The organism is Leclercia sp. UBA7405, from assembly GCF_037152215.1.
GTDB lineage: Bacteria > Pseudomonadota > Gammaproteobacteria > Enterobacterales > Enterobacteriaceae > Enterobacter > Enterobacter pneumoniae.
Map to the genome: position 1 here is coordinate 623,272 of NZ_JBBCMR010000001.1, position 25,655 is coordinate 648,926.

Sequence of the window (25,655 nt, forward strand, 5' to 3'; positions counted from 1 at the left end):
CCATGAGTAAAATTGACTCACCGATGCCCGCGCGCGCTGCGGGCGGGACCCGCTGGCTGACGCGCCTGCAGATGGCGCACGGGCGCAAGCTGGTGATCGCGCTGCCTTATCTGTGGCTGGTTCTGCTGTTTTTACTCCCTTTCCTGATCGTCTTTAAGATCAGCCTCGCCGAGATGGCGCGGGCGATCCCGCCCTATACCAATCTGATGGAGTGGGCAGACGATCAGCTGTCGATCACCCTGAATATCGCCAACTACCTGCAGCTGACGGACGATCCCCTCTATTTCGAGGCCTACCTGCAATCGCTGCAGATTGCCGGGGTATCCACCCTCTGTTGTTTACTGCTGGGGTATCCGCTGGCCTGGGCAGTGGCGCACAGCAAGCCCTCGACGCGCAATATCCTGCTGCTGCTGGTCATCTTGCCCTCATGGACCTCTTTCCTGATCCGCGTGTACGCCTGGATGGGGATCCTGAAGAACAACGGGGTGCTGAATAACTTCCTGATGTGGCTTGGGGTCATCGATCAGCCGCTGGTGATCCTGCATACCAATCTCGCGGTCTATATCGGGGTGGTGTATGCCTATCTCCCGTTTATGGTGCTGCCTATCTATACCGCCCTGACGCGCATTGATTACTCGCTGGTGGAAGCCTCGCTGGACCTCGGCGCCCGCCCGCTGAAAACCTTCTTCAGCATCATCGTGCCGCTCACCAAAGGGGGGATCATTGCCGGCTCGATGCTGGTCTTTATCCCGGCCGTGGGAGAGTTCGTGATCCCTGAACTGCTCGGCGGGCCGGACAGCATCATGATTGGCCGCGTGCTGTGGCAGGAGTTCTTCAATAACCGCGACTGGCCGGTGGCCTCGGCGGTGGCGATTGTGATGTTACTGCTGCTGATCGTGCCGATCATGTGGTTCCACAAACATCAGCAGAAACAGATGGGAGACCACGGATGAACAACTTACCGGTCGTGCGCTCGCCGTGGCGCATCCTGATCCTCATCATCGGCTTTACCTTTTTATATGCGCCGATGCTGATGCTGGTCATCTACTCTTTCAACAGCTCGAAGCTGGTGACGGTGTGGGCGGGCTGGTCGACGCGCTGGTACAGCGAACTGTTCCATGACGACGCCATGATGAGCGCGGTGGGGTTGAGCCTGACGATTGCCGCCTGTGCGGCGACGATGGCGGCCATTCTCGGCACCATTGCGGCGGTGGTGATGGTGCGCTTTGGCCGTTTCCGCGGGGCTAACGGCTTTGCCTTTATGATCACCGCCCCGCTGGTAATGCCTGACGTGATTACCGGCCTGTCGCTGCTGCTGCTGTTTGTGGCCATGGGGCATGCCATTGGCTGGCCTTCGGATCGCGGTATGCTCACCATCTGGCTGGCGCATGTCACCTTTTGCACCGCTTACGTGGCGGTGGTGATCTCATCGCGCCTGCGCGAACTGGATCACTCCATCGAAGAGGCGGCGATGGATCTCGGCGCGACCCCGCTGAAGGTCTTTTTTGTGATTACCTTGCCGATGATCATGCCCGCCGTCGTCTCGGGCTGGCTGCTGGCCTTCACCCTGTCGCTGGATGACCTGGTCATCGCCAGCTTCGTATCAGGCCCGGGGGCCACGACCTTGCCGATGCTGGTCTTCTCCAGCGTGCGTATGGGGGTGAACCCGGAGATCAACGCCCTGGCGACGCTGATTCTGGGCGTGGTAGGTATTGTTGGCCTGATCGCCTGGCTGTTGATGGCAAGGTCTGAAAAACAGCGTGTACGTGATATCCAGCGTGCAAGACGCGGCTGAAGCTCCTAAAATCAGCCAACAAGCTTAACGGGTGCCGCGACAACGCGGCGCCGTTTCATGGAAGACACCACGTTGGGACTGATAAGCAAATCAAGCCATTCACACGCCCGCCTTAACGTTCCTGCCCTGGTGCAGGTGGCGGCGCTCGCCATTATTATGATCCGCTGCCTCGATTTAGTGATGATTTTTAATACCCTGGGTCTACGGGGACTGGGCGATTTTATCCATCGCAGCGTTCAGACCTGGAACTTAACGCTCATCTTCCTCGGCAGCCTGCTGCTGGTCTTTATCGAAATCTTCTGCGCTTTTTCGCTGGTTAAGGGGCGAAACTGGGCGCGGCTGATCTATCTCAGTACCCAGGTGATAGCCACGCTTTACCTGTGGGCGGCCTCGCTGGGCTATGGTTATCCTGAGCTGTTCAGCATTCCGGGGGAGTCCAGGCAGGAGATCTTTAAAACGCTGGTGATGCAGAAACTGCCGGACATGCTGGTGCTGCTGCTGCTGTTTGTGCCCGCCGCCAGCCGACGGTTTTTCCGTCTGCAATAACGTGTATAATCGCTGCCCCCAGACGTATTAAGGTTTCTGTATGCAGTGCGCACTCTATGACGCCGGCCGCTGTCGCTCCTGTCAGTGGATTGAACAGCCGGTCTCGCAACAACTTTCCGCTAAAATGGCCGATCTGCAGACCTTGCTGACAGGGTTGCCCGTCGAAGCGTGGTGCGCACCCGTCAGCGGTCCTGAACAGGGTTTCCGTAATAAAGCCAAAATGGTGGTCAGCGGCAGCGTAGAGAAACCGCTGCTGGGGATGCTGCATCGCGATGGCACACCGGAAGATCTGACCGACTGTCCGCTTTATCCTGCCTCCTTTGCGCCGGTGTTCGCCGCATTGAAGCCCTTTATCGCCCGCGCCGGGCTCACCCCCTACAACGTAGCGCGCAAACGGGGTGAGTTAAAATACCTGTTGTTGACCGAAAGCCAGCAAGACGGCGGCATGATGCTGCGCTTTGTTCTGCGCTCCGTCAGCAAGCTGGAGCAACTGCGTGCGGCTCTGCCGTGGCTGCAGGCGCAGTTACCGCAGCTGAAGGTCATTACCGCCAACATTCAGCCGGTGCATATGGCGATTCTGGAAGGGGAGGAGGAGATCTTCCTCACCGAGTCCCAGGCGCTGGCCGAAACCTTCAACGGCGTGCCGCTCTGGATCCGCCCGCAGAGTTTCTTCCAGACCAACCCCGCCGTAGCGGCCAGCCTCTATGCCACCGCCCGCGACTGGGTGCGGGCTTTACCGGTGAATCACATGTGGGATCTCTTCTGCGGGGTTGGCGGCTTTGGCCTGCACTGCGCCACGCCCGACATGACCCTGACCGGCATTGAGATCTCCCCTGAAGCCATCGCCTGCGCGAAGCAGTCCGCCGCCGAACTGGGGCTGAAGAATCTGCACTTTCAGGCGCTGGACTCCACCCAGTTCGCCACCGGGCAGGGTAGCGTGCCGGAGCTGGTGCTGGTCAACCCGCCGCGTCGCGGCATCGGCAAGGCGCTGTGCGACTACCTCAGCCAGATGGCGCCGACGTATATCATCTATTCCAGCTGCAACGCCCAGAGCATGGCGAAAGATTTGCACCATCTCCCAGGCTATGCCATTGCCCGCGTGCAGCTTTTCGACATGTTCCCCCATACCGCCCACTACGAAGTGCTGACCCTGCTGGTACGTAAAGTTTAAACAAAATGTGAACTCTTCCGCCGCCGGAAACGGGTAAGCTTGAGTGGTACCAGGAATGAAAGGCTAACCGATGAAACAGATCTTATTGGTGGAAGACGACGGCGATATCGCCGCTTTGCTACGTCTCAATTTAGAAGATGAAGGCTACCAGATTACCCACGAAGCAGACGGTAGCCGCGCGCTGCTGGCTATCGAAGATACGCGCTGGGACGCGGTGATCCTCGACCTGATGCTGCCGGGGGTGGATGGCCTGCAAATCTGCCGTCGCATTCGTCAGATGAGCCATTACCTGCCGGTGATCATTATCAGTGCCCGCAGCAGCGAAACGGAGCGCATTCTGGGTCTGGAGACCGGGGCCGATGATTACCTGGCCAAGCCCTTCTCGGTGCAGGAGCTGGTCGCTCGCGTTCGGGCGCTGTTTCGCAGGCATCAGGCCATGGGACAGCAGCCAGCCGGGCGTATTGAGGCGCACGGCATGACCATTGATCCGCTGGCCCGTAGCGTGACCCTGCATGGCCAGGCGCTGGATCTCACCCCGCGTGAATTCGATCTGCTTTACTTCTTTGCCCGTCATCCGGGTGAGGTCTTCTCCCGGCTGGCCCTCCTGGAACAGGTGTGGGGCTATCAGCACGAAGGCTACGAACATACGGTTAACACCCATATCAACCGCCTGCGCATCAAAATCGAGAAGGATCCCGCCGAGCCGGAGGTGATACGCACCGTCTGGGGCAAGGGCTATAAGTTTATGGGGAGTACATCATGACGCTCACCCGCCGCCTGACGCTGCTGTTTGTGTTACTGCTGGTGCTGTGCGCCGCGGTGGCTTGCTCGGTGCAGCTCTGGACCAGCAAGCAGTACGGCAACGCCATGATTCAGCGTCTCTCAGGCGGGCTGGCGCAGCATATTATCCAGCGTGAGCCACTGCTGGATAACCAGGGAAGGGTGGATCGCACCGCGCTGAAACCGCTCTTTGACCGTCTGATGACCTTCAACCCCAGCGTTGAGCTGTATGTCCTCTCGGCGGATGGTGAGATTCTGGCCGATGCTGCTCCGCCGGGGCATATCAAGCGCCAGCGGATAGATATCAACCCGGTGCTGCGCTTTATGGGCGGTGAGATGATGCCGGTTTACGGCGACGACCCGCGCAGCCCGGATCGGCAGAAGGTCTTCAGCGCCGCGCCGCTGCGTCAGGATGGGGAGCTGCGTGGCTATCTCTATATCATTTTGCAGGGCGAAGAGCTGAATGCGCTGGCTGAGATGGCCTGGGAAAAAACGCTCTGGCATACGCTTCTCTGGACGCTGCTGCTGGTGGTGCTCTTTGGCTCTCTGGCGGGTGGGCTGGTCTGGTACTGGGTTACTCGCCCGGTGCGGGTCTTAACGCAGGAGGTCAGCTTTCTTGACCAGGACAGTATCCGCGCCATTAAACAGCTGGCCGCCCAGCCGCAGGAAGAAAACCCCGCCAGCGAGGTTGCCTTACTGCGCAACACCTTTATTGAACTGGCTCAGCAGATAGCGTCTCAGTGGGATCGTCTGGCCGACAGCGACCGGCAGCGCCGGGAGTTCACCGCTAATATCTCCCATGATCTACGCACGCCGCTCACCTCGCTGCTGGGTTATCTTGAGACTCTATCGCTGAAAGCCGATTCATTGACGCCAGAAGAGACGAAGCACTACCTGACCATTGCGCTGCGCCAGGGGCAGAAGGTTCGCCACCTTTCGCAGCAGCTGTTTGAACTGGCACGGCTGGAACACGGCAGCATTCGGCCTCAGCGCGAGCGCTTTGCCCCCGGGGAGCTGATCTCTGATGTGGCGCAGAAGTTCGATCTGATCGTACAGACGCGGCAGCTACGTTTAAAAATTGAGGTGCCGCAGCAGTTACCGATGGTCAACGCCGACCTCTCGATGATTGAGCGCGTGGTGACGAATCTGCTCGATAACGCGGTTCGCCATACGCCACCGGGCGGCGAAATCTGGCTGAAGGTGTGGCAGGAGGGCGAGGCGCTGCAAATGGAGGTGAGCGACAGCGGGCCGGGTATTGATGCCGCGATGCGTGAAGAGCTCTTCCAGCGACCCTCAGCGTTAAAGCCGGAGGCGCGCGAGCATCGCGGCGGGCTGGGATTATTGATTGTTCGCAGAATGCTGGAGCTACACGGCGGCGGGATCAGACTGATGGAGGCCGAGCAGGGGGCGCGTTTTCGCTTCTACGTGCCCCTGTAAATAAGGCCGGGGCATGCCCGGCCTGAGAATATTTACTGCGGGAACCACTGGTCGCTGATTTTCTGATAGGTGCCGTCAGCTTTGATCGCTTTCAGCGCGCCGTTCAGTTTCTCGAGCAGGGCTTTGTTATCCGGGCGAACCGCAATGCCCAGCCCAGTACCGAAGTACTGCGGATCGGTAACTTTCTCGGTGGCTGTACCCAACTGCGGGTTGGTTTTCAGCCACTCATTCACCACGGCGGTATCGCCAAATACCCCATCGATACGGCCATTTTTCAGGTCGATAATCGCGTTCTGGTAGCTGTCATAGGCCACCGTTTTCACTTCCGGGTGCTTGTCCTGCAGGTACTTCTGGTGCGTCGTACCGTTTTCCATGCCGATGCGTTTGCCTTTCAGCTGCTCGAAGGATTTATAGGTATCTTTCTTCGCAATCACCACCGCCGAGTTTGCATAGTACGGGTCAGTGAAGGAGACCTGCTTGCTACGCTCCGGGGTGATGTCCATACCGGAGATCACGGCGTCATATTTTTTGAATTTCAGTGACGGGATCAGGCTGTCAAAGGCGTGGTTAGTAAAAGTGCAGTCGGCCTGCATTTGCTTACACAGCGCTTTAGCCAGGTCGATATCAAAACCGACGATCTGGTTGCTGGCATCCAGCGATTCGAACGGTGGGTAAGTGGCTGAAACGCCAAAGCTGATTTTATCGGCAGCCGTTGCGCCAGCGGCGAAGGTTGCCAGTAATGCGGCCAGAACTAACTTTTTCATTTTGAAGCTCCCGTCTGTCTATCTTGTCGTTATATGCCGTGTCTGCGGCTGGGAGTAACAATGTCAGAAAATGAATTTATATTCAATAAAAATGATTAAATATTTCTTGGGGAATAAAAAAAGACGGGCAGCGATGAGACTTGCCCGTCTTTGTTACTTTGCGTTATGCACTCAGTTGCGGTGTTCGAACGCCAGCGCTTTACGTTCAATCAGGCGCATCATCAGCGTCAGCAGGCCGTTCACAACCAGGTAGATGAGTCCGGCTGCGCCAAACACCATCACGTCATAAGTACGGCCATAGAGCAGCTGCCCGTGCCCCATCACTTCCATCAGGGTAATGGTGTAGGCCAGAGAAGTACTCTTAAAGACCAGCACCACTTCGTTGGAATAGGAGGAGAGGGCGCGCTTAAAGGCGTACGGCAGCAAGATTGCCAGGGTGTCTTTTTTGCTCATCCCCAGCGCACCGCAAGATTGCCACTGGCCTTCCGGAATGGCGCGAATCGCCCCGTAAAACAGCTGGGTGGTATAGGCGGCGCTATTCAGCGACAGCGCAATCAGCGCACAGAGCCACGGCTCAGAGAGCAGATGCCAGATAACCGGATACTCCTGCAGCGTCGGGAACTGGCCCGGGCCGTAGTAAATCAGGAAGATCTGTACCAGCAGCGGCGTACCGGTAAACAACGTAATATAGCCGCGCACAATCCACACCAGCACCGGCGTTTTTAACGTCAGGACGATGGTGAAAATCAGCGCCAGGATCAGCGCCACAATAATGGAAGCGACCGTTAAGGTCAGGCTGGTGTGCAGCCCTTTCATCAGCTCGGGTAAGTAATCCAGCATCAGCCTGGTCTCCGTTCAAAACGCGTTGCACGCAGGTCAATACGCTTCAGGATGTACTGACTCAGCAACGTGATCACCAGGTAGATGGCCGCCGCCACGATATACCAGGTAAAAGGCTCCTGGGTGCGGGTGGCGATGCTTTTGGTTTGCAACATCAGGTCGTTAACGCTGATCAGGCTGACCAGTGCGGTGTCCTTTAACAGCACCAGCCACTGGTTACCCAGCCCAGGGAGCGCATGGCGCCACATCTGCGGCATTACCAGACGGAAGAAGATGGCGGTTTTCGACATCCCCAGCGCCTGGCCGGATTCCCACTGCCCCTGAGGCACCGCTTTCAGCGCACCGCGCAGAGTCTGCGAAGCGTAGGCGGAGTAGAGCAGGGAGAGGGCAATCACACCGCAGAGGAACGGGCTGACGTCGAAGTTCTCAATCTGCATCTGAATCGGGATCTCGACGATCCCCAGATTGAGGGTAAAGCCGTCAGACAGCGTTAACAGCAGCTGCGACGAGCCAAAGTAGATAAACAGCACCACCAGAATCTCTGGCAGACCGCGCAGTACGGTCACCAGCCCGGAGCCAATCCATGCGACGGGGCGCCATTTCGCTGACTCCCATACCGCAAAGATCATCGCCAGCACCAGGCCGATGAGCAGCGCACAAACGGCAAGGCCGACGGTCATCCCGGCGGCGCTTGCTAATGGAAACATTTCGTTCATCAGATCTTACTTCTGGAACCATTTTTTGTAGATGGTATCGTACGTGCCATCTTTCTTCACTTTTTCCAGCGCAGTATTAAATTTCTGCTGCAGCTCGGTGTTGCCCTGACGTACCGCGATACCCAGACCGGTACCGAAGTAGGCTTTGTCGGTCACGTTCTCGCCAACCGCCGCCAGCTTATCGTTCGTTTTCAGCCACTCGGTCACGACAGCGTTATCACCGAAGACGGCATCAATACGCCCATTCTGCAGATCCAGTTTGGCGTTCTGGTAGCTGTCGTACGCCACGGTGGTGATTTCCGGGTGTTTGTCAGTGATATATTTCTGGTGCGTGGTGCCGTTCTGTACGCCCACTTTCTTGCCTTTCAGCTGATCAACAGAGGTGTATTTTCCCTTCTGACCAATAAACAGCGCGGCGTTATCATAATATGGGGTAGAGAACAGAACCTGTTTTTCGCGCTCAGGGGTGATATCCATCCCCGCCATGACCGCATCAATGCGGCGGAATTTCAGGCTCGGGATCAGGCTGTCGAATGCCTGGTTCGTGAAAGTACAGGTCGCGTCCATCTCTTTACACAGCGCATTGGCCAAGTCTACGTCAAAGCCAACAATCTTGTTGTTCGCATCTACCGCTTCAAACGGAGGGTAAGAGGCTTCTGTCGCAAAACGAATGGTCTGAGCCGCGGCAGCGGAGAGGCTTACGCTTGCAAGCAGGGCGGCAATCACTAGTTTTTTCATTATCGTTCTCTCGATGTTAGTGAGACAGGTAGTTTCTGAAGGCGTCGGTCTGCGGCTCGGCAAAGCAGCGCGCATCCCCTTGCTCGACGATGTGACCGTTTTCCATATAGACCACGCGGCTGGCGGTTTTACGCGCCACTTCCACTTCGTGCGTCACGATCACCTGAGTAATATTGGTTTCCGCCAGTTCACGGATGATGCTCACAATCTGGGCGGTGATTTCCGGATCCAGCGCGGCGGTCGGCTCATCAAACAGCAGCACCTGAGGCTCCATCATCAGCGCGCGCGCAATGGCCACACGCTGCTGCTGGCCACCCGAAAGGTGCAGCGGATAGCGATCGCTGTAAGGCTTCAGGCGCAGGCGCTCGAGGAGTTTTTCTGCACGGGCTAACGCCTGCTCTTTGGTCAGGCCCAGCACGCGGCAGGGGGCTTCAATCAGGTTTTGCTGTACGGTGAGGTGCGGCCAAAGATTATATTGCTGGAAGACCATGCCGACATTTTGACGTAAATCGCGGATCGCTTTGTCCGACGGTGCCTTCGCGAAATCAAAGTGATTGCCGGCAATATCCAGGGTGCCTGAACGTGGCATTTCAAGCAGATTCAGCACGCGAAGCAGCGAGCTTTTACCCGCGCCGCTTGGGCCAAGCAGAACCAGCGTTTCGCCTTCTGGACAGTTCAGCGTGATATCGAACAGCGCCTGGTGTGCGCCGTAAAAGCAGTTAATGCCATTTAGTTGAATACTCATCGGGGCAGTCTTTACTCATCCAGGCAATCTATAGCAATTGAGGCCGCAGATAGTACCGTTGACAGAATAGTTATGCAATATTTATGCGTTAAAAGTTAAATATAAACCGTATTCAGTAGTAAACATAGCACAAAATAGCGAGAGGTCAGGGGGGTGAGAATAAATGTCGGCATTCCAGATGAAATGCCAGACATTTTACGGGGGTTAACGCTTTCCCGGGGCGCGGATAACCTGCTTTATTAGCGGTTTTCGATGGACTGGCGTAGCGTACCGGCAGAGGCGTGGACGCTGCCGCCCAGATAGCGCACATCATCAACGGCCCAGCACTGACCCTCGCGGATCATCAGCACTTCATCCTGCCAGGTCTGGCTACCCTGCGTCAGTTTCACCCGCAGCGGAATATTGCGCGCGTCAGTATTCGGAATGGTCGACGCGCTTTCCACCACGGCGCTATCCGGCAGGGTGCTCTGGCTGGAGAACGGATCGGATTTCAGCAGCGCGCTGTGCTGCGGGTCACGGCTGGCCTCGTTCAACTGTTGCGCCAGCCGATCGCTCAGATATGGGCGAAGGGCGGTAACATCGTTACGGCGGGTCGAGATGCGGGTGTCATAAAATTGTTGAGCGACGGCATCCGGGCCGCCTTCAATGCAGGGGCCGCTGCGGGTGCCAATATCCTTGAAAGCCGGTGTTACCGGCGTGGTGCAGGCGCTGAGCAGCAGCGCGCACGGCACTAAAAGCGTCATAGCGGAGTAGCGCATGTTCATTTCCTTTTGGCTAATAATTAACTCACCTTTCAATGATAGCGTAACGATCCGATAATGGTTTTGATCTTATACGCTTAGGCACAGAATGCGACGAGGATGAAACTGATGAAATATTCAACGACCCCAACCCTGGAAGGACAGCCGATCACCGAGTACTGCGGCGTGGTAACCGGCGAAGCTATTCTTGGCGCGAATATATTTCGCGACTTTTTTGCCGGCATTCGCGATATCGTCGGCGGTCGCTCGGGCGCTTATGAGTCAGAGCTCCGCAAAGCGCGGGAAATTGCGTTTAAAGAGCTGGGCGAGCAGGCGAAGGCGCTGGGGGCCGATGCGGTGGTGGGCATCGACATCGATTACGAAACCGTCGGTAAAGACAGCAGCATGCTGATGGTGAGCGTGAGCGGCACCGCGGTGAAAACCCGCTGATGCGGCGCGCAATTGCACTCGGCGTGCTGGCTTTACTGCTGGCAGGATGCAGCAGTAAAGAGAAGAAGGACGCCGGGCAGGTTATCGTCGATAAAGGCGCCTATGAGCTGGACGTCAGCCGCCAGGCCCAGGCGGCTTATCCCCGTATCAAGGTGCTGGTGATCCACTATACCGCCGACGATTTTGACCGCTCGCTCACCACGCTTACCGGCAAAGACGTCAGCTCGCACTACTTAATTCCGGCTATCCCCACCCTGCATAACGGCAAACCGCGTATCTCCCAGCTGGTACCCGAGCGCGATCTCGCATGGCATGCGGGGGTCAGTTTCTGGCGCGGGGCCACGCGCATTAACGACACCTCTATTGGCATCGAGCTGGAAAACCGCGGCTGGCAGAAAAGCGGCGGCGAAAAGTTCTTCACTCCGTTTGAGCCTACGCAGATCGCCGCCCTGATTCCGCTGGCGAAAGCCATTATCGCCCGCTATGACATCAAACCGCAGAACGTGGTGGCGCATTCGGATATCGCCCCGCAGCGAAAGGTCGATCCGGGGCCGCTCTTTCCCTGGCAGGCGTTGGCTGCGCAGGGAATTGGTGCCTGGCCGGATGCTCACCGGGTAGCGTTTTATCTGAACGGGCATTCCCCTCATGAACCCGTGCAGGCAAGGCAGCTTCTCGATCTGCTGGCCCGCTACGGCTACGAAAATGCCGTTAACGGCACGCCGGCGCAGCAGAAGCGGGTGATTATGGCCTTTCAGATGCACTTCCGCCCCCGGCTGTGGAACGGCTTCGCCGACCGCGAAACCATGGCTATTGCCGAAGCATTGCTGGAGAAATACGGACAGGGGTAATACTTTGGTATTACCCCAAACAGCATGATTCGTTTATTTTATTTAAGATTCATCTTAAGTGAATTGTGGATTCATTTTTAGTTAATTGACTTAAAAATCACCAGGTTTAATATGACTGCATAGCTTGCTAAGCAATGCCAGAAGAAAATTAATTATTTTCATTTTCCGTCAGGATGACACTTATCATTTAATTCAGGTTAAATTTATCTGAACCCACAATGATTTTATTTTTGTGGGCTATTGAAAACTTCAAATACCTTAGAGACAAAAAAATGTTAAGTATCTATGCAAGTAATTTGCGTCCTCAGCCTGAGGTCGATGCTATTGTGTCTGCAACAGCGTCTTTTCCTGAGCGTAATATAAAAAAGTGGCAGAAAATTCCTCTCTACGGCTCGGACTACGTCCATGTGCTGCACAGCGGTGAAATTGAATTACGCCGCACCTCGGACGATCTGAGCATGTTTACCATCAGGAAACAGCTTATTCTGGGCATTAGCGCTATGTTTTATGACAGTGAGCATACCTATGCCATCGCACGAACCAATGCCGTGATTTGTTCAATTAAAAAAGAGGACTTTATTCAGCTTATCACCGAAAAGAATCTCTGGCCGCAATTAACCAAAGTCCTTTCCTGGTATATTTGTGCCATGGGTAAACGTGACGATATTCTCATCGCCCGCAGCGCTTATTCTGTTGTGCGTGAATTTTTACTCGAGATCCATGAGCTGATGGCTAACCATAATCGTGATATTAATATCTACGATTATATTCAGGAATATACCAACCTCGCCCGCAGTACCATCATTAAAATTCTCTCCGACCTGAAAAAAGGTCACTATATCGTGGTTGAAAAAGGCAAATTAGTCTCTTTAAACTCTTTGCCGGAGCGCTATTGAGTCTCCTTCGTGACCTCATCACTGCTTTCATCGGGTGGTGAGGGAACCTTGCCTTGTGCATAGTCCTGTTCTTGCTCTTTCAAAGCCACCATAAAGCGTTCTTTTAACGACGTATCATTACTCTCTTCTTCTGCTCCCGGTAACGGTTGGGTTGAAAGATCGCCGTCGGGCGCCTGCTGCCAGTTGGCCTCGTTATCGACAACGGGCGACGCCATTTGCAGCGGCGGCAAGGTCACGGGTTTCGGTTCCGGGAAGGGCTTCGATATGTATACATAGTGCATCGCCGAAGGGCGGGCCTCGGGCTGAACCACCTTCGCCGGTTTTGGCGCCGGGGCCGGATGGCGAGCCTGCCAGAACATATGCGCATAAAGCCCGGCGATGACCAGCGCGCAGAGCCAGAATGCACCGCCCATCAGGCGGGTGAAGACCTGCCGGGGAGAAGGCAGTCGCCAGGAGAAGTAAACCGGTTCCTGGGTGTAATAGCTGCGCTGGGCAGCCAGACAAATCGTGGACATCTTACCGTTTTCCTTGTACTGACGCGGTGCTGACCGGCGTCAGGATCGCCGGGGTACTGTTATTCACGCGCATTAACGCCATCAACGTTTGTTCGCCGGCGAGGCCATCCACACGCAGCGCCGTCTGGCTCTGGAATGCGCGAGTACGCGCTGCCAGCGCAGCGGTCCAGGTTGTGGCATGGGTTTTCGGCTCATGCAGCGCTTCGCTGAGCTGGTCATCAAGCCAGCGCATCTCCTGCGAATCGCTGCTGGCGCCGATACGCTCTTTGCCCTCCGGCGTCAGGCGATGCAGCAGGGTATAGTTCCCGGTGGCATGCTGCGTATACCAGCTGCGGCTGACTTGCCAGGTGCGGTTATTCATCAGCAGATCGAGGGAATCTTTCCCGGCCCGGACCACGACCGCATAGTTCATATGGTTGCCGCTGTTCAGCTCGCCGATCCAGGGATAGCCCTCTTTTTCAAGGTCAGCGAGCGTGGCGTGGCCCTGTTTACAGGCCAGATTGACGCGGCCTGCGCTTTCGCAGCGATTCTCCTCCGTGGATGCGTCATACCCCCAGACGGTATAGAGCTGGTGCAGGGCATCCGGCTGATTCACCACTTCATTATTAATATCAGGCAGCGCCGGCGCGACCGGGGCAGGGGTATGCAGAGTCCAGCGTGCAGGCACCGACAGCTGAAGCGGGAGCTTCGCGTGAATGGCGGCGGTAAAATGCCAGCCGCAGGCGGCGAACAGCACGGAGGCAAACAGCCCCACCATTGCGTTACGCCGGGTATTGCGCTGGCGCGGCAGCAATTCCCCCGCGGCCAGGCGCAGGTGGCGTGCACCCACCTGCGGAGCGCGCTCTGTCCAGCTGGCGAGCAACGCCAGCTGCGCCAGGGCATTCAGTTTGCCAACGGATCCTTCGGTCAGGGCGTGCATACGGCGGATCCGGGCGGGAACAAAAGGCGAGGTCTCAGCCCCATGATGCGTTACTTGGGCCTGCACATAGCCGATGAATTCGCGGCAGGTGAGAGGACGCAGCGTATAACAGGTATGCAGACGCGATCCCAGAGCTGACGCCTGGCGCGCCCGCGCCTCTTGCTCGGGCGTACCGGTGATAACAATGCTCAGTGGGAAGGCTCTCTCCTGGGCTCGGGTCAGCAACATGCCCAGAACCTCCCAGCCGCCTTCACGCAGGGCCTGTACGGCGCTGATGGCCAGCACCATGCCCTTTTTGCCGCAGGCGGGGAAGGTGTCGAGCCACAGGCTCAGAATGGCATCGATAGCCTGCAGGCGATTTTTGTCCTCTTTTGCCTTCGGGTTTAGCTTATAGAGAAGCGCACTGGCGTTCAGCTTTGGAAAGGCGTCGAGGGTCACCATCGCTCTCTTCTGCAGCTGCAGCTCGGCAATAAAGGCGCCCAGCAGCGTATCGTCGTCAGAAAAGAGTCCCACCACGCCGGGCGCGCAGCTTTTCTCATCCAGCAAACCAAACACATCCTGGTGATAGGGCACCAGGAACTCACCTGGCGCGCGGGTCACCGTCCGGAATGGCTGGCACGTGAATTTGAAATGACTCAGATACATAACGACTCACCGAATAATGGCATTAATAAGGAATAGCGGCTGAAAATAAGGCAGGGGGCGGACGTAAGCAAAATATTCAGCGGAGAAAAATAACCACGCTTTGTCGCTAACATCTGGCTATTTTCGGGTCAACAGATTTCTCAATTAAAGTTAATAGCGAACCCGGTGGAGGTACGCGCAAGCGATATTTACTATTGCCGCCATTGGTACAGCGGCATGCTGTTATTTTTCTGCATATTAAAAGGCCCGTTAAAAATGAGGATGCAGCGTTTTTCCGGACTCTTCACCCCCGTCATCATGTTTATGGTGCTGCTATTTAGCGGGCACCAGGGTTATGTCGTGCTTAAAAACTACAAAAAGGCCAGCGATAACATGAGTGAAGCGGAACAAACGCCCGTCTCTTCTCCGGTCCAGCGTAGCGTATTTACCCTCTTTCAGCCGGCCGTGCAGCAGCGGGCTGAGCAGGCGATCGTCAAACAACCCTTAAACGTGGAAGTCGAAGGCATCATCAGTAGCGATGAGTCCTGGCTGTCGTTTGCCATGGTGAAAACCCCTTCCGGCGTCCAGAGTTATCGGGAGGGGGAGAGCCTGGTGGGGGTTAACGACGCGTGGATTGAAGAGATCAATACCGACAACATAGTCGTCAGTTATCAGGGGGTTGAGCAGAAGCTGGCTCTCAAGCGCCCCGACTACTTTAAAGGGGAGACAGGCACGAAGCCGCTGCCTCGTCCGGCTACCGATGCCGGGCTGGAGAATATCCATCTGAACGATGTTCTGGTTCTGAAACCCTATATCGACCACGGCCAACTCGAAGGCTATCAAATAAAGCCCAGAAATGCCTCCAGCTGGTTCCACGACGTGGGGCTGCAAAAAGGGGATGTGGTCGTAAAAATCAATTCCGTTGATATGACGAAAGAAGAACAGGCGAAAAATATGCTCGCCAGCTGGTCGAAATTAAGAGAGGCCAACGTGGTGGTTAAACGTCACGCTCACCTCGAAAATATTCGGGTTAATGTTATAAACAATTAACAAGTGTAAAGAGATGAAGAAATTTCCCTGGGCGTGTATTGCATTGACCGTCGCGTCACTCTATTCCGGTTCGTTGCTGGCCGCTAATTTTAGTGCCAGTTTTAAAAATACCGATATTCGCGAATTTATCGATACGGTCAGCCGTAATCTGAATAAAACGATTCTGGTCGATCCGTCCGTGCAGGGTACGGTGTCAGTTCGCACCTATAACGTGCTGACGGAAGACGAGTATTACCAGTTCTTCCTGAGCGTGCTGGATCTCTACGGTCTGTCGGTGATTCCTATGGACAACGGGATGGTGAAAGTGGTGCGTTCAAACGTTGCCCGTACCGCAGGTGCGCCGCTGGCGGACAGCAAAAACCCCGGCAAGGGGGATGAGATCATCACCCGCGTTGTGCGCATGGAGAATGTCCCGGTTCGCGAACTGGCGCCGCTGTTGCGCCAGCTGAACGATGCCACCGGCGTCGGCAACGTGGTGCATTTCGAACCCTCTAACGTGCTGCTGCTGACCGGAAGAGCCTCGGTGGTCAATCGGCTGGTGGACCTGGTGCAGCGCGTGGATAAAGAGGGCGTGCAGCGCCGCGAAATTGTGCCGCTGCGGTATGCCTCTGCCAGGGAGCTATCGGATATGTTGAACAACCTCAATAACGAAGAGCAAAAAGGGCAGAACGCGCCGCAGCTCGCCACCAAAGTGGTGGCCGATGATGAGACCAACAGTCTGGTGATCAGCGGGTCGGAAGATGCGCGGGCGCGCACCCGTGCGCTGGTGGGGCAGCTGGATCGTGAGCAGAATAACGAGGGCAACACCCGCGTCTTCTATCTGAAATATGCCAACGCCGCGAAGGTGGTGCCAGTTTTGACCGGCATTGGCGAGCAGCTGAAAGACAAAGCCAGTACGGCGAAAGTGAAAACCACCAGCAGCGCTAACGAGCTGAATATCACCGCAGACGAAGCGACAAACTCGCTGGTGATCACCGCCCAGCCTAACGTTATGAATTCTCTTGAGAAGGTCATCGATAAGCTCGATATCCGCAGACCGCAGGTGCTGGTGGAGGCCATCATTGCCGAAGTTCAGGACGGAAACGGTCTGGATCTCGGCGTGCAATGGACCGGCAAGCATGGTGGCGTACAGTTTGGTTCGACCGGGCTGCCTATCAGCCAGATCAAGAGCGGCACGATGAAGGGGGCCTCCTTCACCGGACTGGCGACCGGCTTCTTTAACGGTGATTTCGGCGCCCTGATGACGGCTCTCTCCACCGGCTCCAAAAACGACATCCTCTCCACGCCGAGCGTGGTGACGCTGGATAACAAAGAGGCCTCGTTCAACGTGGGTCAGGATGTGCCGGTACTGGCCGGTTCCCAGACCACCAGCGGCGACAACGTCTTTAACTCCGTCGAGCGTAAAACGGTGGGCACCAAGCTGAAAATTGTGCCGCAGATTAACGATGGCGACATGATCCATCTGAAGATTGAGCAGGAAGTCTCCAGCGTAGATGCCAACTCTACCGAAGACGCCAGCCTTGGCCCCACCTTCAACACCCGAACCATCAATAACGAAGTGATGGTGCACAGTGGGCAGACGGTGGTACTCGGCGGCCTGATGGAGAATGTCACCAAAGAGACCGTCTCTAAGGTGCCGCTGCTGGGGGATATTCCGCTGGTGGGCCAGCTGTTCCGCTACACCTCGGAAGATACGTCGAAGCGCAATCTGATGGTATTTATCCATACTACCGTGCTGCGCGACGACGATAACTACAGCGCCGCATCGAAGGAGAAATACGACCAGATCCGCGCCCGTCAGCAGCAGCGGATGGAAGAGAAAAAGCTGGGGATCGTCTCTAACGTGGATAATCCGGTGATGCCAGCATACCCGTCTGCGTCTGCCGCAAGCGCGGCCCCAGGCAGCACTAACGCCGCCACGTCACATAACCCCTTTAAAGAGTGAGGGGCAACGTGAACGAATTGACCCAATTTCTCTGCAGCAGCAGCTACGCAAAAGAGAACGGCGTGCTCTATTACCAGGATGAGGTGTATATCCGTGACGATGCCCCGGCCTTTGCGCTGCTGGAGATGCGCCGGGTACTCGGGCGCGCTTACGATCCCGCCATCCTGACGGCTGAGGCCTTTGAAGAGCTGCTGGCTAAAATCTGGCAGCAGAGCAGCGGCGTCTCGCAGCAGCTGGTTGACGATATGGACGCCGACATCGATCTGATGGCCTTAACCGAGGAGATCCCCGACAACGAGGATCTGCTGGATAACGACGAAAACTCGCCGGTGATCCGCCTGATCAACGCCATTCTCGGCGAGGCGGTGAAAGAGGGCGCCTCGGATATTCATATCGAAACTTTTGAACGTACGCTGAGCATCCGCTTTCGCGTGGACGGCGTACTGCGCCCGGTGTTGCAACCGGCGCGCAAGCTTGCGCCCCTGCTGGTGTCGCGAATTAAAGTCATGTCCAAACTGGATATTGCGGAGAAACGCCTGCCGCAGGATGGCCGTATCTCCCTGCGCATTGGCCGTAAGGCGATTGACGTGCGTGTCTCGACCATTCCGTCACAGTACGGCGAGCGGGTGGTGATGCGCTTGCTGGATAAAAGCAACCTGAAGCCGGATATCAACAAGCTCGGGCTGATTGATGAGGAGCTGGAAAAGTTAAAGGGGCTGATTGACCGCCCGCACGGCATTATCCTGGTCACCGGGCCGACAGGCTCCGGGAAAAGCACCACCCTGTACGCCATCCTGTCGGCGCTGAACGGCCACGAACGCAATATTCTGACCGTCGAAGATCCGATCGAATATGAGCTGGAAGGGGTAGGGCAGACGCAGGTGAACCCGCGCGTGGAGATGACCTTTGCCCGCGGCCTACGTGCGATCCTGCGTCAGGACCCGGACGTGGTGATGATCGGGGAAATTCGCGACGGCGAAACCGCGCAAATTGCGGTACAGGCCTCCCTCACCGGTCACCTGGTGATGTCGACGCTGCATACCAACAGCGCGGCAGGCGCCATTACGCGTCTGCGTGATATGGGGCTGGAATCCTTTTTGATTGGCTCATCGTTGCTCGGGGTCATTGCCCAGCGTCTGGTGCGGCGGCTCTGTACCCACTGCCGGACCACCAGCCCGCTGGATGCCAATGAAAAGGCGCTGTTCAGCTTTATGGCGACGCCGCCCAGGGCAATTTATCGCGCGGTAGGCTGTGAACATTGCCGCCAGAGCGGCTATCAGGGGCGGGCGGGGGTCCATGAATTCCTGGTGGTGGACACCGCCATGCGCCGGGCTATCCACGAAGATAAAGATGAAATGTCCCTCGAAACCCAGCTGTTTAAAGAGGCGTATAGCCTGCGTGAAAACGGCTTGCTGAAGGTGATAAGCGGCATTACCTCGCTGGAAGAGGTCATGCGCGTCACCGCCGAACGTGGAGGGGACGAATAATGGCTTTCTACGCCTGGACGGCGACCAACGCGGCGGGCAAAACCCAGCGCGGTACGATGCAGGCCGAGGGGCAAAAGCAGGTTCGCCAGTGGCTGCGGGAACAAAAGTTGCTGCCCGTGAGCATCAGCGAAACGCATCAAACCGCCGCCAGTGGGAAAGCAAAGACCGGGGCAAAACTCTCTACGCCGGTGCTGTCGATGTTTACCCGCCAGCTCTCTACGCTGGTGAACGCCGCGCTGCCGCTGGAGAGTGCGCTGAAGGCCATTTCGAAACAGACGGAAGATAAAAAGCTGGCGTCGATGGTGGTAGAGATCCGCGAGAAGGTGGTGGAGGGGCATACCCTCTTCGACGCCTTTAGCCAGTTTCCGCGCACCTTCGACAAGCTCTACTGCACCCTGGTGATGGCCGGTGAAAAGACGGGCCATCTGGGGGATGTGCTGGAAAAGCTGGCGGAATATAACGAGCAGCGCCAGAAGATGAAGAGCAAGCTGACGCAGGCGATGGTCTACCCCATCACCCTGACGGTGGTGGCTGTCGCGGTAATCAGCATTCTGCTGGTGGCGGTGGTGCCGCAGGTGATTGAACAGTTTACCCATATGAAGCAGCAGTTGCCGCTTACGACCCGTACATTGATTGCGGTCAGCGATTTTCTGCAGGCCTGGGGAATCTACATAGCGGGCGCGCTCGGCGGGGGGGTAATCGGCTTTAAGAGCTGGGTTCGCAACAGTAAAAATCGCTTTCGCTACCACAGCTGGCTGGTAAATCGCTCGCCGATTAAAAAGCTGGTGTGCGCCATCAACAGCGCCCGCTATATCCGCACGCTGAGTATCCTGCAGGCCAGTAGCGTGCCGCTGCTGGAGGGGATGTACATTGCGATGGACGGTATCGAAAACCTCTACGCGCGTCGGGTGCTTGAGCAGGCGGCCGATACCGTACGGCAGGGGGCAACCCTCTATGCCGCCCTGGAACAGGCGAAATTATTTCCGCCCACCATGCTTTATATGATCGCCTCCGGCGAAGAGAGCGGGGAATTAGGCAACTTAATGGATCGCGCGGCAGAAAATCAGGAGTCGGCCTTACAGCACCGAATTACCTTAACGCTGTCGGTATTTGAACCGGCGCTGGTGGTGAGTATGGCGACCATTGTTTTATTCATTGTGCTGTCAATATTACAACCGCTTCTGCAACTTAATAACATGGTAGGTTAATAAATGGCTATGAAACGTAAAAACCTGGCTCGCCAGGCGGGCTTCACGTTGCTCGAATTAATGGTGGTAATTGTTATTCTCGGCGTACTGGCGAGTATGGTGGTGCCCAATTTAATGGGGAATAAAGAAAAAGCCGACGCGCAAAAGGCAACCAGCGATATTGTCGCCCTCGAAGGCTCGCTGGATATGTATAAGCTGGATAACCACCGCTACCCCACCACAGAACAGGGTCTGCAGGCGCTGGTTACCAAACCTGAAATTGCGCCAATTCCAAACGGCTACCGCGCGGGGGGCTATATCCGCCGTCTGCCGCAGGACCCCTGGGGCAGTGATTATCTGATGGTAAGCCCCGGGGAACACGGCGCGATCGATCTCTTTTCGGCAGGACCGGATGGCGAAGCGAATACCGCCGATGACATCACCAACTGGTCTCTCGATAAAAAAGAGAAATAATGAAAAACCAACGCGGCTTTACGTTGCTGGAAATTATTCTGGCGCTGGTGATATTCGCCAGCTGCGCCATGATGGTGGTATCAACAATACCGTCACGCAGCGGCGCCGATATATTTGGCCAGCAATTAAAAGCCGTTGTTGATTATGGATCGGATCGCGCAGTGATGGACGGAAATATCGTTGGGTTAGTTATTACCGCCGAGAAATATCAGCTGGTCACGCTCGAAGATAAAAATGGCGAACGCCTGTGGGCGCCCTTATCCGCGGGCCGTATTACGACTCAGGGCGAATTTTCGCCAGCGATGCACGTCTCGCTCTCCCCCCAGCGGCTGGCCGCCACCACGGACGCCGAGCCGCAGATTGTCTTTCTGCCGGACGGTGAAATCAGCCGCTTCACGCTGGCGCTGCAAAGCGAAGATAAAACGCACGCGTTCCGGGTGGTATCGCAGGGCGCTGCCCCGGTATCGGTTGAAAACGATGAGTAACGGTACAGCAAAGCAGCAGGGGATGACCCTGCTGGAGGTGATGGTCGCGCTGGTGATCTTCTCCACGGCCGCGCTGGCGCTGATGAACTCTGTCACCCTGAACGTGCGCTTTACCCATGGCCTGGCCGATACGCTGCAGGCCAGTTGGGTAGCGGAAAACCAGCTGGCGGAAGCGCAGCTGGAGAAAACCGCGTTTCCTGACGCCGAAGCGCAGGGCAGCGAGATCATGGGGGGCCGCAGCTGGACCTGGCGCAAACAGCGGGTCAAAACGGCGAAAGCGGGCTGGGCCAGTGACATTCGCGTATATGCGGAGGGCGACGAAAGCCAGCCGGTGATTGCCCTGCACATCATTCCTCCAGGAGAGCTGAAGTGAAACCTATGCAGCGCCAGCGCGGCTTTACGCTGCTGGAGATCATGATTGCGCTAACGATCTTTGCGGTGATCAGCACGCTCGCCTGGCAGATTCTGGACGGGGCGATGCGCACCAGCTCGGCCACCGATGCCAGCGCGGCAAAACTGAACCAGCTACAGCGTGCCTGGAGCCTGCTGGAGCGTGACTTCTTCCAGCTGCAGGCGCGCGCGCCGCGCAATGAACCGGGGCGCTTTCGGGAAGAAGAAAATGCCCTTGAGCTGACCACCCTGAGCGGCGTGAGCGGCTCGGTACAGCTGGAGCGCGTGCGCTGGCGGCTGGAAGAGGGGCGGCTGTATCGCGATGTCTGGCCGGCGATCGACAGCCCGGCCGGCGTCGAACCGGACGAGGTGCCCATTGTCAGCGACGTGAAATCCCTGCAGTGGCGCTTTTATCGCGACGGATGGGTAAAAAGCTGGAGCGACAGCGATCATCAGCCCGACGGCGTGGAGTTGACGCTGACCATGAACAATGGCGAAAGCTGGCGCTGGGTTTTCACTACCCCGGGCGACCGGCCGGAAGTGGCAGAGGCGCCGAAACAGCAAGAGCAACCAGCGCCAGGATCGTTAACCCCGCCGCCTCCGGAGGCGACGCCCTCTCCTGACAAGGGAGCACAGCCATGAGGCAATTAGCGAAGCAGCGAGGCGTGGCCCTGCTGGTGGTCTTGATCCTGCTGGTGATGATGTCGGCGCTGGCGGCAAAAATGAGCCAGCAGTTTTGCCGCAACCTGCAAAAAACGCACTATCAGGTGAGTCAGCAGCAGCTGCGCTGGGCGATGCAGGCCCAGGAGAAAGAGGTGAAAACACGCCTGCAGGTGGATGCGAGCGGCGAAAGTAAACCGCTTGATCTCGAGGGGGAGTGGCACCAGCCGCTCCAGACGCGGGGGGAAGATTACACGGTCACCGGCCAGGTTGAGGACGCGCAGGACTGTTTTAACGTCAACAACCTGCTCGCAGACGCGCTGGCGGCGGGGCAACTGCCAGAAAAATCCCGGGCTGAGCAGAGCATGGAACAATTGCTAACTGACGGCGGCATCGGCCAGCACCAGGCGGAAGAGATTTACACCCAACTGATGGATTATCTCGATGGGGACAGCACCACCGTCAAAGGGGGGGCGGAGATCGATGCCTGGGCGGGCCTACAACCTGCCCGCCAGCCAGCGAACCAGATGATGAACAACATTGCGGAGATCAAACTTTTACCAGCATTCCCTGCCGCCGCCTGGCCAAAGGTGAGCAAACTGCTTTGCGCATTGCCGGACAGCGCCAGCAAGGTGGATGTGAATACGCTCCGCCCCGATCGGGCCGCGGTTCTGGCCGCACTGTTTCCCGGCAAGTTAACCGCCGATGACGCCGCGCGGGTGATCGCTGCCCGTCCCGAGGCGGGGTGGGAAAGTGGTGAAGCTTTCAGCCAGGCGCTGGAGCAACTTTTCCCGCAGTTAAAAGACGATCTGCCGCAGGTTGCCCAGCAGATCGCCGTAAATAGCCGCTATTTTCGCGTGAATTATACCGGCAATACCGACGCCCTGACGCTCAGAGTGGTGAGCCAGCTTCAGGTTAACCCTGAAGCGGGCGAGATTGTGACATGGCAGCGTCGTTACCGAATGATTGAATAACCAAAGTTGAACGTTATGAAACAGGTGCTTTTTATTCGTCCCGACCGGGATGAGGGCGGAAAAATAGGGTGGTGTGAATCCGGAAGCCAGCAGGTGGAGATGCTGGATGGTCCGGAGGCGCTGAGCACGCTGGCGGATCATCCTCTCGCCGGACGCGTTTGCGTGTTGTTGCCTGCCAGCGAGTTTATTTTCCGCCACTTTACACTGCCGAAAAAAATCGGTGCCAACGCCTCCGCCCCTTTCTCCTGGATGGCCGAGGAGACCTTGATCGGCGACGTGGACAATCTTCACTGGACGGTGATCGGGAAAAAGGGGCGCGAGGTGGATGCGGTGGCCATCGATGCGTCGCGGCTACGCCAGTGGCTGGCGCCGTTGTACGCGGCGGGGCTTACCCCCGTTCAGGTCTTGCCGGATGCCTGGCTGCTGCCGGCCACGCCGGGAGGCAGTACGGTGGCGGTACTGGAGGGCGAATACTGGGTCCGTTTCCCCTCAGGCGAGGCATCGGTACTGGACGCAGCCTTGCTACCGCTGGTGTTACAGCACGCGGGAGAGAGCGTGCTGCACAGTTATGGCGCGCTGCCTGCAGGGCTGACGGCGCAAGGATCCCTGCCCTGGCAACACCCTCTGGTGCTGATCCAGCCCCAGTGGCAACGCTGCCGGGTCAATTTGCTCCACGGAGCGTTTAGTCCGAAACCGCGTCACCTGGCCGCCAAAAAAGGGATGAGAACGGCGATGATCGCGGCGGGGTTGTTGTCCCTGGCGCTTCTGTTAGGGCCGCGTGCCGCGCTGGCGTGGAAGCTGGTACAGCAGGAGAACCGGGTGCAGGAAGATATTGTGCAGCTCTATCAGCACTACTTCCCCAGCCTGCGCCATCAGACCAACATCAAATACCATTTTGGTCAGAATCTTAAAAAGCAGAGCCGGGGCTTCTTCCTCCAGCTCGACGACCTTGAAGCCGTTAAAAAGGCGGTGCCTGCGATGGGTATTGATGTGCTGGAGTACGACGCCACTCACGACACCCTGACCCTGAGCGGCAGTGCGCAATCGCCCGAGGCGCTGCAGGCCTTTGTGAACCAGGCGAGTGCGAAATTTGATTTTACGCTGCAGCCTGTTTCAAAGGAGGCGCCCTATACCGCCATGATCACCGGAAAATATAAATGAAAGAACGCATCGCGCAATTGACATGCAAATATCAAAATTATAGCGCCAGAGAGAAAGCGATAATAAAACTGTGTGGCGCGGCGCTGTGCTGTGCCGCTGTTTATTATATGGCAATGGTTCCCCTGGATAATATTATTCAAACCGCGCAGTTAAAACTCGACAGACAAAAGGAGACATTAAACTGGATGCGTAACGAAATCGATATTAATCATCTTCAGGTCCAGCAAATTAAAACGGACAATCCCCGCAGCGTGGTTGAAAACAGCGCCCACGAAATCGAGTTACCCCTCAGTAATATACGTCAGGAGGGGCAGACCCTCTCTTTTGTGGTCGAGCGGGTCAACATTTATGTGCTGAAAAACTGGCTGCGAGAGATCAATATCACCTCTGGCGTGCGGCTGGAGAAAATGAACCTTACTCCGGTCGATCACCTGAGCGATGTGAAGGCTGAAATTCAGTTAACCTGGCGAAAAGCCGCGTGAATGGGCTCGCGCTTATACGCCAGAGTTATCCTCTGGCGTTCTGCGGGATGAGCGCGGTGCTGGGGGCGATTGTAGGCAGTTTTCTCGGGGTGATTGCAGAGCGTGTTCCGTCGATGGTGATGGAGGAAGAACACGATAAAAATTTGCTCTTTCCGGCATCGCACTGCGCCGTATGTCAGCATTCACTTCGTCCGTGGGAGAACGTTCCGCTTATTAGCTGGCTGGCGCTGCGCGGGCGCTGTAGCCAGTGCCAGGCCGCCATCCCCTTGCGCTTGTTTCTGCTGGAACTGCTTTGCGCCCTCTTTTATGGCTTCACCGCCGGGTGGGGGGCCGATATCCTCTCCCTGGCATCTCTTTGGCTGCTGATGGCGTTTCTGCTGCCGTTAGCATTGATAGACGCTGAGCATCAGTTGCTGCCCGACTGCCTGACGCAGCCGCTGCTGTGGGCCGGGTTAGTATGCCACGCTCTCGATCATCAGTTGCCCCTGTCGGACGCGCTCTATGGCGCGGTGGCGGGTTATCTGTCGCTCTGGCTGCTGTACTGGGCATTTCGCCTGGCGACCGGGCGTGAAGGGCTGGGCTACGGCGATTTTAAATTACTGGCGGCCCTGGGCGCCTGGTGTGGCTGGCAAGCCTTGCCCGCTATTGTGCTGGTGGCGGCGTTGTTGGGTATCAGCGGATATTTCATCTTTAACCGCCAAACGCATTCCGCCATTGCGTTTGGCCCGGCGTTAGCTTTGGCCGGGATCGCGTTCTATCTCGCACAATTCTTTCTTTAAAAGAAGCAAGTTTTTTTGGTGATTTTTTCGATGAAGGAAAGAAAGGAGATAATTTAC

The 25,655-nt window shown here is 56.7% G+C and carries 29 protein-coding genes; 21 read left to right on the plus strand and 8 right to left on the minus strand.

Annotation, left to right across the window (positions count from 1 at the left end; genetic code table 11):
• Nucleotides 1-2: 2 nt before the first annotated feature.
• From potH to WFN75_RS03040, 6 genes are all read left to right on the plus strand, one after another.
• Entirely contained in the window at nt 3-953 is a 951-nt protein-coding gene (gene potH, locus WFN75_RS03015) for a putrescine ABC transporter permease PotH (RefSeq protein ID WP_336995599.1), read from the plus strand.
• Nucleotides 950-1,795 carry a putrescine ABC transporter permease PotI gene (gene potI / locus WFN75_RS03020; RefSeq protein ID WP_040076392.1) on the plus strand — a complete coding sequence of 282 codons (846 nt, stop codon included), beginning with the start codon at nt 950-952 and terminating at the stop codon, nt 1,793-1,795. Before potH ends, potI begins: the two co-directional genes overlap by 4 nt.
• 57 nt (nt 1,796-1,852) lie before the next feature.
• Nucleotides 1,853-2,341: a YbjO family protein gene (locus WFN75_RS03025; protein WP_336995600.1), complete on the plus strand. Its 489-nt coding sequence runs from the start codon at nt 1,853-1,855 to the stop codon at nt 2,339-2,341.
• 40 nt (nt 2,342-2,381) lie between these two features.
• Nucleotides 2,382-3,512: a 23S rRNA (uracil(747)-C(5))-methyltransferase RlmC gene (gene rlmC / locus WFN75_RS03030; protein WP_336995601.1), complete on the plus strand. Its 1,131-nt coding sequence runs from the start codon at nt 2,382-2,384 to the stop codon at nt 3,510-3,512.
• A 70-nt stretch (nt 3,513-3,582) separates the two neighbouring features.
• Complete coding sequence (locus WFN75_RS03035) at nt 3,583-4,275, plus strand: response regulator transcription factor (protein WP_040076389.1); 693 nt, start codon at nt 3,583-3,585, stop codon at nt 4,273-4,275.
• The gene (locus WFN75_RS03040; RefSeq protein WP_286808630.1) at nt 4,272-5,729 is read left to right on the plus strand and encodes a sensor histidine kinase; all 1,458 of its coding nucleotides are present in this window, start codon (nt 4,272-4,274) and stop codon (nt 5,727-5,729) included. The genes WFN75_RS03035 and WFN75_RS03040 overlap by 4 nt, the downstream gene beginning before the upstream one ends.
• 32 nt (nt 5,730-5,761) lie before the next feature.
• Here the strand turns inward: WFN75_RS03040 and artJ are convergent, their stop codons facing one another.
• From artJ to WFN75_RS03070, 6 genes are all read right to left on the minus strand, one after another.
• Nucleotides 5,762-6,493, minus strand: coding sequence for an arginine ABC transporter substrate-binding protein ArtJ (gene artJ, locus WFN75_RS03045; RefSeq protein ID WP_040076387.1), 732 nt, complete (start codon nt 6,491-6,493; stop codon nt 5,762-5,764).
• A 171-nt stretch (nt 6,494-6,664) separates the two neighbouring features.
• A complete protein-coding gene (gene artM, locus WFN75_RS03050) occupies nt 6,665-7,333 on the minus strand; it encodes an arginine ABC transporter permease ArtM (protein ID WP_040076386.1) in 669 nt (222 codons plus the stop codon).
• Nucleotides 7,333-8,049, minus strand: coding sequence for an arginine ABC transporter permease ArtQ (gene artQ, locus WFN75_RS03055; RefSeq protein WP_040076385.1), 717 nt, complete (start codon nt 8,047-8,049; stop codon nt 7,333-7,335). The genes artM and artQ overlap by 1 nt, the downstream gene beginning before the upstream one ends.
• Before the next feature lie 6 nt (nt 8,050-8,055).
• Nucleotides 8,056-8,787 carry an arginine ABC transporter substrate-binding protein ArtI gene (gene artI / locus WFN75_RS03060; RefSeq protein WP_040076384.1) on the minus strand — a complete coding sequence of 244 codons (732 nt, stop codon included), beginning with the start codon at nt 8,785-8,787 and terminating at the stop codon, nt 8,056-8,058.
• Between the two features lie 16 nt (nt 8,788-8,803).
• Nucleotides 8,804-9,532: an arginine ABC transporter ATP-binding protein ArtP gene (gene artP, locus WFN75_RS03065; protein ID WP_040076383.1), complete on the minus strand. Its 729-nt coding sequence runs from the start codon at nt 9,530-9,532 to the stop codon at nt 8,804-8,806.
• A gap of 239 nt (nt 9,533-9,771) precedes the next feature.
• Nucleotides 9,772-10,290, minus strand: coding sequence for a lipoprotein (locus WFN75_RS03070; protein WP_207293330.1), 519 nt, complete (start codon nt 10,288-10,290; stop codon nt 9,772-9,774).
• Nucleotides 10,291-10,401: 111 nt separating this feature from the next.
• Between WFN75_RS03070 and WFN75_RS03075 the strand changes: the two genes are divergently transcribed.
• The 3 genes from WFN75_RS03075 (at nt 10,402) to WFN75_RS03085 (ending at nt 12,466) form a co-directional block, all read left to right on the plus strand.
• Nucleotides 10,402-10,722 carry a heavy metal-binding domain-containing protein gene (locus tag WFN75_RS03075; RefSeq protein WP_040078541.1) on the plus strand — a complete coding sequence of 107 codons (321 nt, stop codon included), beginning with the start codon at nt 10,402-10,404 and terminating at the stop codon, nt 10,720-10,722.
• Complete coding sequence (locus WFN75_RS03080; protein WP_336995602.1) at nt 10,722-11,570, plus strand: N-acetylmuramoyl-L-alanine amidase; 849 nt, start codon at nt 10,722-10,724, stop codon at nt 11,568-11,570. Before WFN75_RS03075 ends, WFN75_RS03080 begins: the two co-directional genes overlap by 1 nt.
• Nucleotides 11,571-11,842: 272 nt before the next feature.
• The gene (locus WFN75_RS03085; protein WP_336995603.1) at nt 11,843-12,466 is read left to right on the plus strand and encodes a helix-turn-helix domain-containing protein; all 624 of its coding nucleotides are present in this window, start codon (nt 11,843-11,845) and stop codon (nt 12,464-12,466) included.
• Here the strand turns inward: WFN75_RS03085 and WFN75_RS03090 are convergent.
• Both WFN75_RS03090 and WFN75_RS03095 read right to left on the minus strand, forming a co-directional pair.
• A complete protein-coding gene (locus WFN75_RS03090; protein ID WP_336995604.1) occupies nt 12,460-12,981 on the minus strand; it encodes a hypothetical protein in 522 nt (173 codons plus the stop codon). The two genes, WFN75_RS03085 and WFN75_RS03090, sit on opposite strands and share 7 nt — an antisense overlap.
• Before the next feature lies 1 nt (nt 12,982).
• Nucleotides 12,983-14,545 (minus strand): peptidoglycan-binding protein, encoded by a 1,563-nt coding sequence (locus tag WFN75_RS03095; protein WP_336995605.1) that lies wholly within the window; start codon nt 14,543-14,545, stop codon nt 12,983-12,985.
• A 255-nt stretch (nt 14,546-14,800) separates the two neighbouring features.
• Between WFN75_RS03095 and gspC the strand changes: the two genes are divergently transcribed.
• The 12 genes from gspC to WFN75_RS03155 are packed head-to-tail and all read left to right on the plus strand — an operon-like array spanning nt 14,801 to nt 25,598.
• Entirely contained in the window at nt 14,801-15,574 is a 774-nt protein-coding gene (gene gspC, locus WFN75_RS03100; protein ID WP_249220357.1) for a type II secretion system protein GspC, read from the plus strand.
• 13 nt (nt 15,575-15,587) lie between these two features.
• Nucleotides 15,588-17,519 carry a type II secretion system secretin GspD gene (gspD, locus tag WFN75_RS03105; RefSeq protein ID WP_336995606.1) on the plus strand — a complete coding sequence of 644 codons (1,932 nt, stop codon included), beginning with the start codon at nt 15,588-15,590 and terminating at the stop codon, nt 17,517-17,519.
• 8 nt (nt 17,520-17,527) lie between these two features.
• The gene (gspE, locus tag WFN75_RS03110) at nt 17,528-19,006 is read left to right on the plus strand and encodes a type II secretion system ATPase GspE (protein ID WP_336995607.1); all 1,479 of its coding nucleotides are present in this window, start codon (nt 17,528-17,530) and stop codon (nt 19,004-19,006) included.
• Nucleotides 19,006-20,214, plus strand: coding sequence for a type II secretion system inner membrane protein GspF (gene gspF, locus WFN75_RS03115; protein ID WP_336995608.1), 1,209 nt, complete (start codon nt 19,006-19,008; stop codon nt 20,212-20,214). Before gspE ends, gspF begins: the two co-directional genes overlap by 1 nt.
• A gap of 3 nt (nt 20,215-20,217) precedes the next feature.
• The gene (gene gspG, locus WFN75_RS03120) at nt 20,218-20,667 is read left to right on the plus strand and encodes a type II secretion system major pseudopilin GspG (RefSeq protein ID WP_046886865.1); all 450 of its coding nucleotides are present in this window, start codon (nt 20,218-20,220) and stop codon (nt 20,665-20,667) included.
• Nucleotides 20,667-21,152: a type II secretion system minor pseudopilin GspH gene (gene gspH / locus WFN75_RS03125; RefSeq protein WP_336995609.1), complete on the plus strand. Its 486-nt coding sequence runs from the start codon at nt 20,667-20,669 to the stop codon at nt 21,150-21,152. Before gspG ends, gspH begins: the two co-directional genes overlap by 1 nt.
• Nucleotides 21,145-21,525 carry a type II secretion system minor pseudopilin GspI gene (gene gspI / locus WFN75_RS03130; RefSeq protein ID WP_233801378.1) on the plus strand — a complete coding sequence of 127 codons (381 nt, stop codon included), beginning with the start codon at nt 21,145-21,147 and terminating at the stop codon, nt 21,523-21,525. The genes gspH and gspI overlap by 8 nt, the downstream gene beginning before the upstream one ends.
• A complete protein-coding gene (gspJ, locus tag WFN75_RS03135; RefSeq protein ID WP_336995610.1) occupies nt 21,522-22,184 on the plus strand; it encodes a type II secretion system minor pseudopilin GspJ in 663 nt (220 codons plus the stop codon). The genes gspI and gspJ overlap by 4 nt, the downstream gene beginning before the upstream one ends.
• Nucleotides 22,181-23,176, plus strand: coding sequence for a type II secretion system minor pseudopilin GspK (gene gspK / locus WFN75_RS03140; RefSeq protein WP_336995611.1), 996 nt, complete (start codon nt 22,181-22,183; stop codon nt 23,174-23,176). The genes gspJ and gspK overlap by 4 nt, the downstream gene beginning before the upstream one ends.
• Before the next feature lie 15 nt (nt 23,177-23,191).
• Nucleotides 23,192-24,337: a type II secretion system protein GspL gene (gspL, locus tag WFN75_RS03145; protein WP_336995612.1), complete on the plus strand. Its 1,146-nt coding sequence runs from the start codon at nt 23,192-23,194 to the stop codon at nt 24,335-24,337.
• Nucleotides 24,334-24,819: a type II secretion system protein GspM gene (gene gspM / locus WFN75_RS03150; RefSeq protein ID WP_046886859.1), complete on the plus strand. Its 486-nt coding sequence runs from the start codon at nt 24,334-24,336 to the stop codon at nt 24,817-24,819. The genes gspL and gspM overlap by 4 nt, the downstream gene beginning before the upstream one ends.
• A complete protein-coding gene (locus tag WFN75_RS03155; RefSeq protein WP_336995613.1) occupies nt 24,816-25,598 on the plus strand; it encodes a prepilin peptidase in 783 nt (260 codons plus the stop codon). Before gspM ends, WFN75_RS03155 begins: the two co-directional genes overlap by 4 nt.
• Nucleotides 25,599-25,655 lie beyond the last annotated feature (57 nt).

Coding starts and splice junctions, on each gene's coding strand:
- WFN75_RS03095 (WP_336995605.1), bottom strand. CDS start 14,545: ATGTATCTGAGTCATTTCAAATTCACGTGCCAGCCATTCCGGACGGTG.
- WFN75_RS03080 (WP_336995602.1), top strand. CDS start 10,722: ATGCGGCGCGCAATTGCACTCGGCGTGCTGGCTTTACTGCTGGCAGGA.
- gspL (WP_336995612.1), top strand. CDS start 23,192: ATGAAACAGGTGCTTTTTATTCGTCCCGACCGGGATGAGGGCGGAAAA.
- WFN75_RS03040 (WP_286808630.1), top strand. CDS start 4,272: ATGACGCTCACCCGCCGCCTGACGCTGCTGTTTGTGTTACTGCTGGTG.
- gspH (WP_336995609.1), top strand. CDS start 20,667: ATGAAAAACCAACGCGGCTTTACGTTGCTGGAAATTATTCTGGCGCTG.
- gspD (WP_336995606.1), top strand. CDS start 15,588: ATGAAGAAATTTCCCTGGGCGTGTATTGCATTGACCGTCGCGTCACTC.
- WFN75_RS03035 (WP_040076389.1), top strand. CDS start 3,583: ATGAAACAGATCTTATTGGTGGAAGACGACGGCGATATCGCCGCTTTG.
- WFN75_RS03025 (WP_336995600.1), top strand. CDS start 1,853: ATGGAAGACACCACGTTGGGACTGATAAGCAAATCAAGCCATTCACAC.
- gspI (WP_233801378.1), top strand. CDS start 21,145: ATGAGTAACGGTACAGCAAAGCAGCAGGGGATGACCCTGCTGGAGGTG.
- artI (WP_040076384.1), bottom strand. CDS start 8,787: ATGAAAAAACTAGTGATTGCCGCCCTGCTTGCAAGCGTAAGCCTCTCC.
- artQ (WP_040076385.1), bottom strand. CDS start 8,049: ATGAACGAAATGTTTCCATTAGCAAGCGCCGCCGGGATGACCGTCGGC.
- artJ (WP_040076387.1), bottom strand. CDS start 6,493: ATGAAAAAGTTAGTTCTGGCCGCATTACTGGCAACCTTCGCCGCTGGC.
- WFN75_RS03070 (WP_207293330.1), bottom strand. CDS start 10,290: ATGCGCTACTCCGCTATGACGCTTTTAGTGCCGTGCGCGCTGCTGCTC.
- gspC (WP_249220357.1), top strand. CDS start 14,801: ATGAGGATGCAGCGTTTTTCCGGACTCTTCACCCCCGTCATCATGTTT.
- WFN75_RS03090 (WP_336995604.1), bottom strand. CDS start 12,981: ATGTCCACGATTTGTCTGGCTGCCCAGCGCAGCTATTACACCCAGGAA.
- gspM (WP_046886859.1), top strand. CDS start 24,334: ATGAAAGAACGCATCGCGCAATTGACATGCAAATATCAAAATTATAGC.
- artP (WP_040076383.1), bottom strand. CDS start 9,532: ATGAGTATTCAACTAAATGGCATTAACTGCTTTTACGGCGCACACCAG.
- gspK (WP_336995611.1), top strand. CDS start 22,181: ATGAGGCAATTAGCGAAGCAGCGAGGCGTGGCCCTGCTGGTGGTCTTG.
- gspG (WP_046886865.1), top strand. CDS start 20,218: ATGGCTATGAAACGTAAAAACCTGGCTCGCCAGGCGGGCTTCACGTTG.
- WFN75_RS03085 (WP_336995603.1), top strand. CDS start 11,843: ATGTTAAGTATCTATGCAAGTAATTTGCGTCCTCAGCCTGAGGTCGAT.
- rlmC (WP_336995601.1), top strand. CDS start 2,382: ATGCAGTGCGCACTCTATGACGCCGGCCGCTGTCGCTCCTGTCAGTGG.
- WFN75_RS03075 (WP_040078541.1), top strand. CDS start 10,402: ATGAAATATTCAACGACCCCAACCCTGGAAGGACAGCCGATCACCGAG.
- potI (WP_040076392.1), top strand. CDS start 950: ATGAACAACTTACCGGTCGTGCGCTCGCCGTGGCGCATCCTGATCCTC.
- potH (WP_336995599.1), top strand. CDS start 3: ATGAGTAAAATTGACTCACCGATGCCCGCGCGCGCTGCGGGCGGGACC.
- gspF (WP_336995608.1), top strand. CDS start 19,006: ATGGCTTTCTACGCCTGGACGGCGACCAACGCGGCGGGCAAAACCCAG.
- artM (WP_040076386.1), bottom strand. CDS start 7,333: ATGCTGGATTACTTACCCGAGCTGATGAAAGGGCTGCACACCAGCCTG.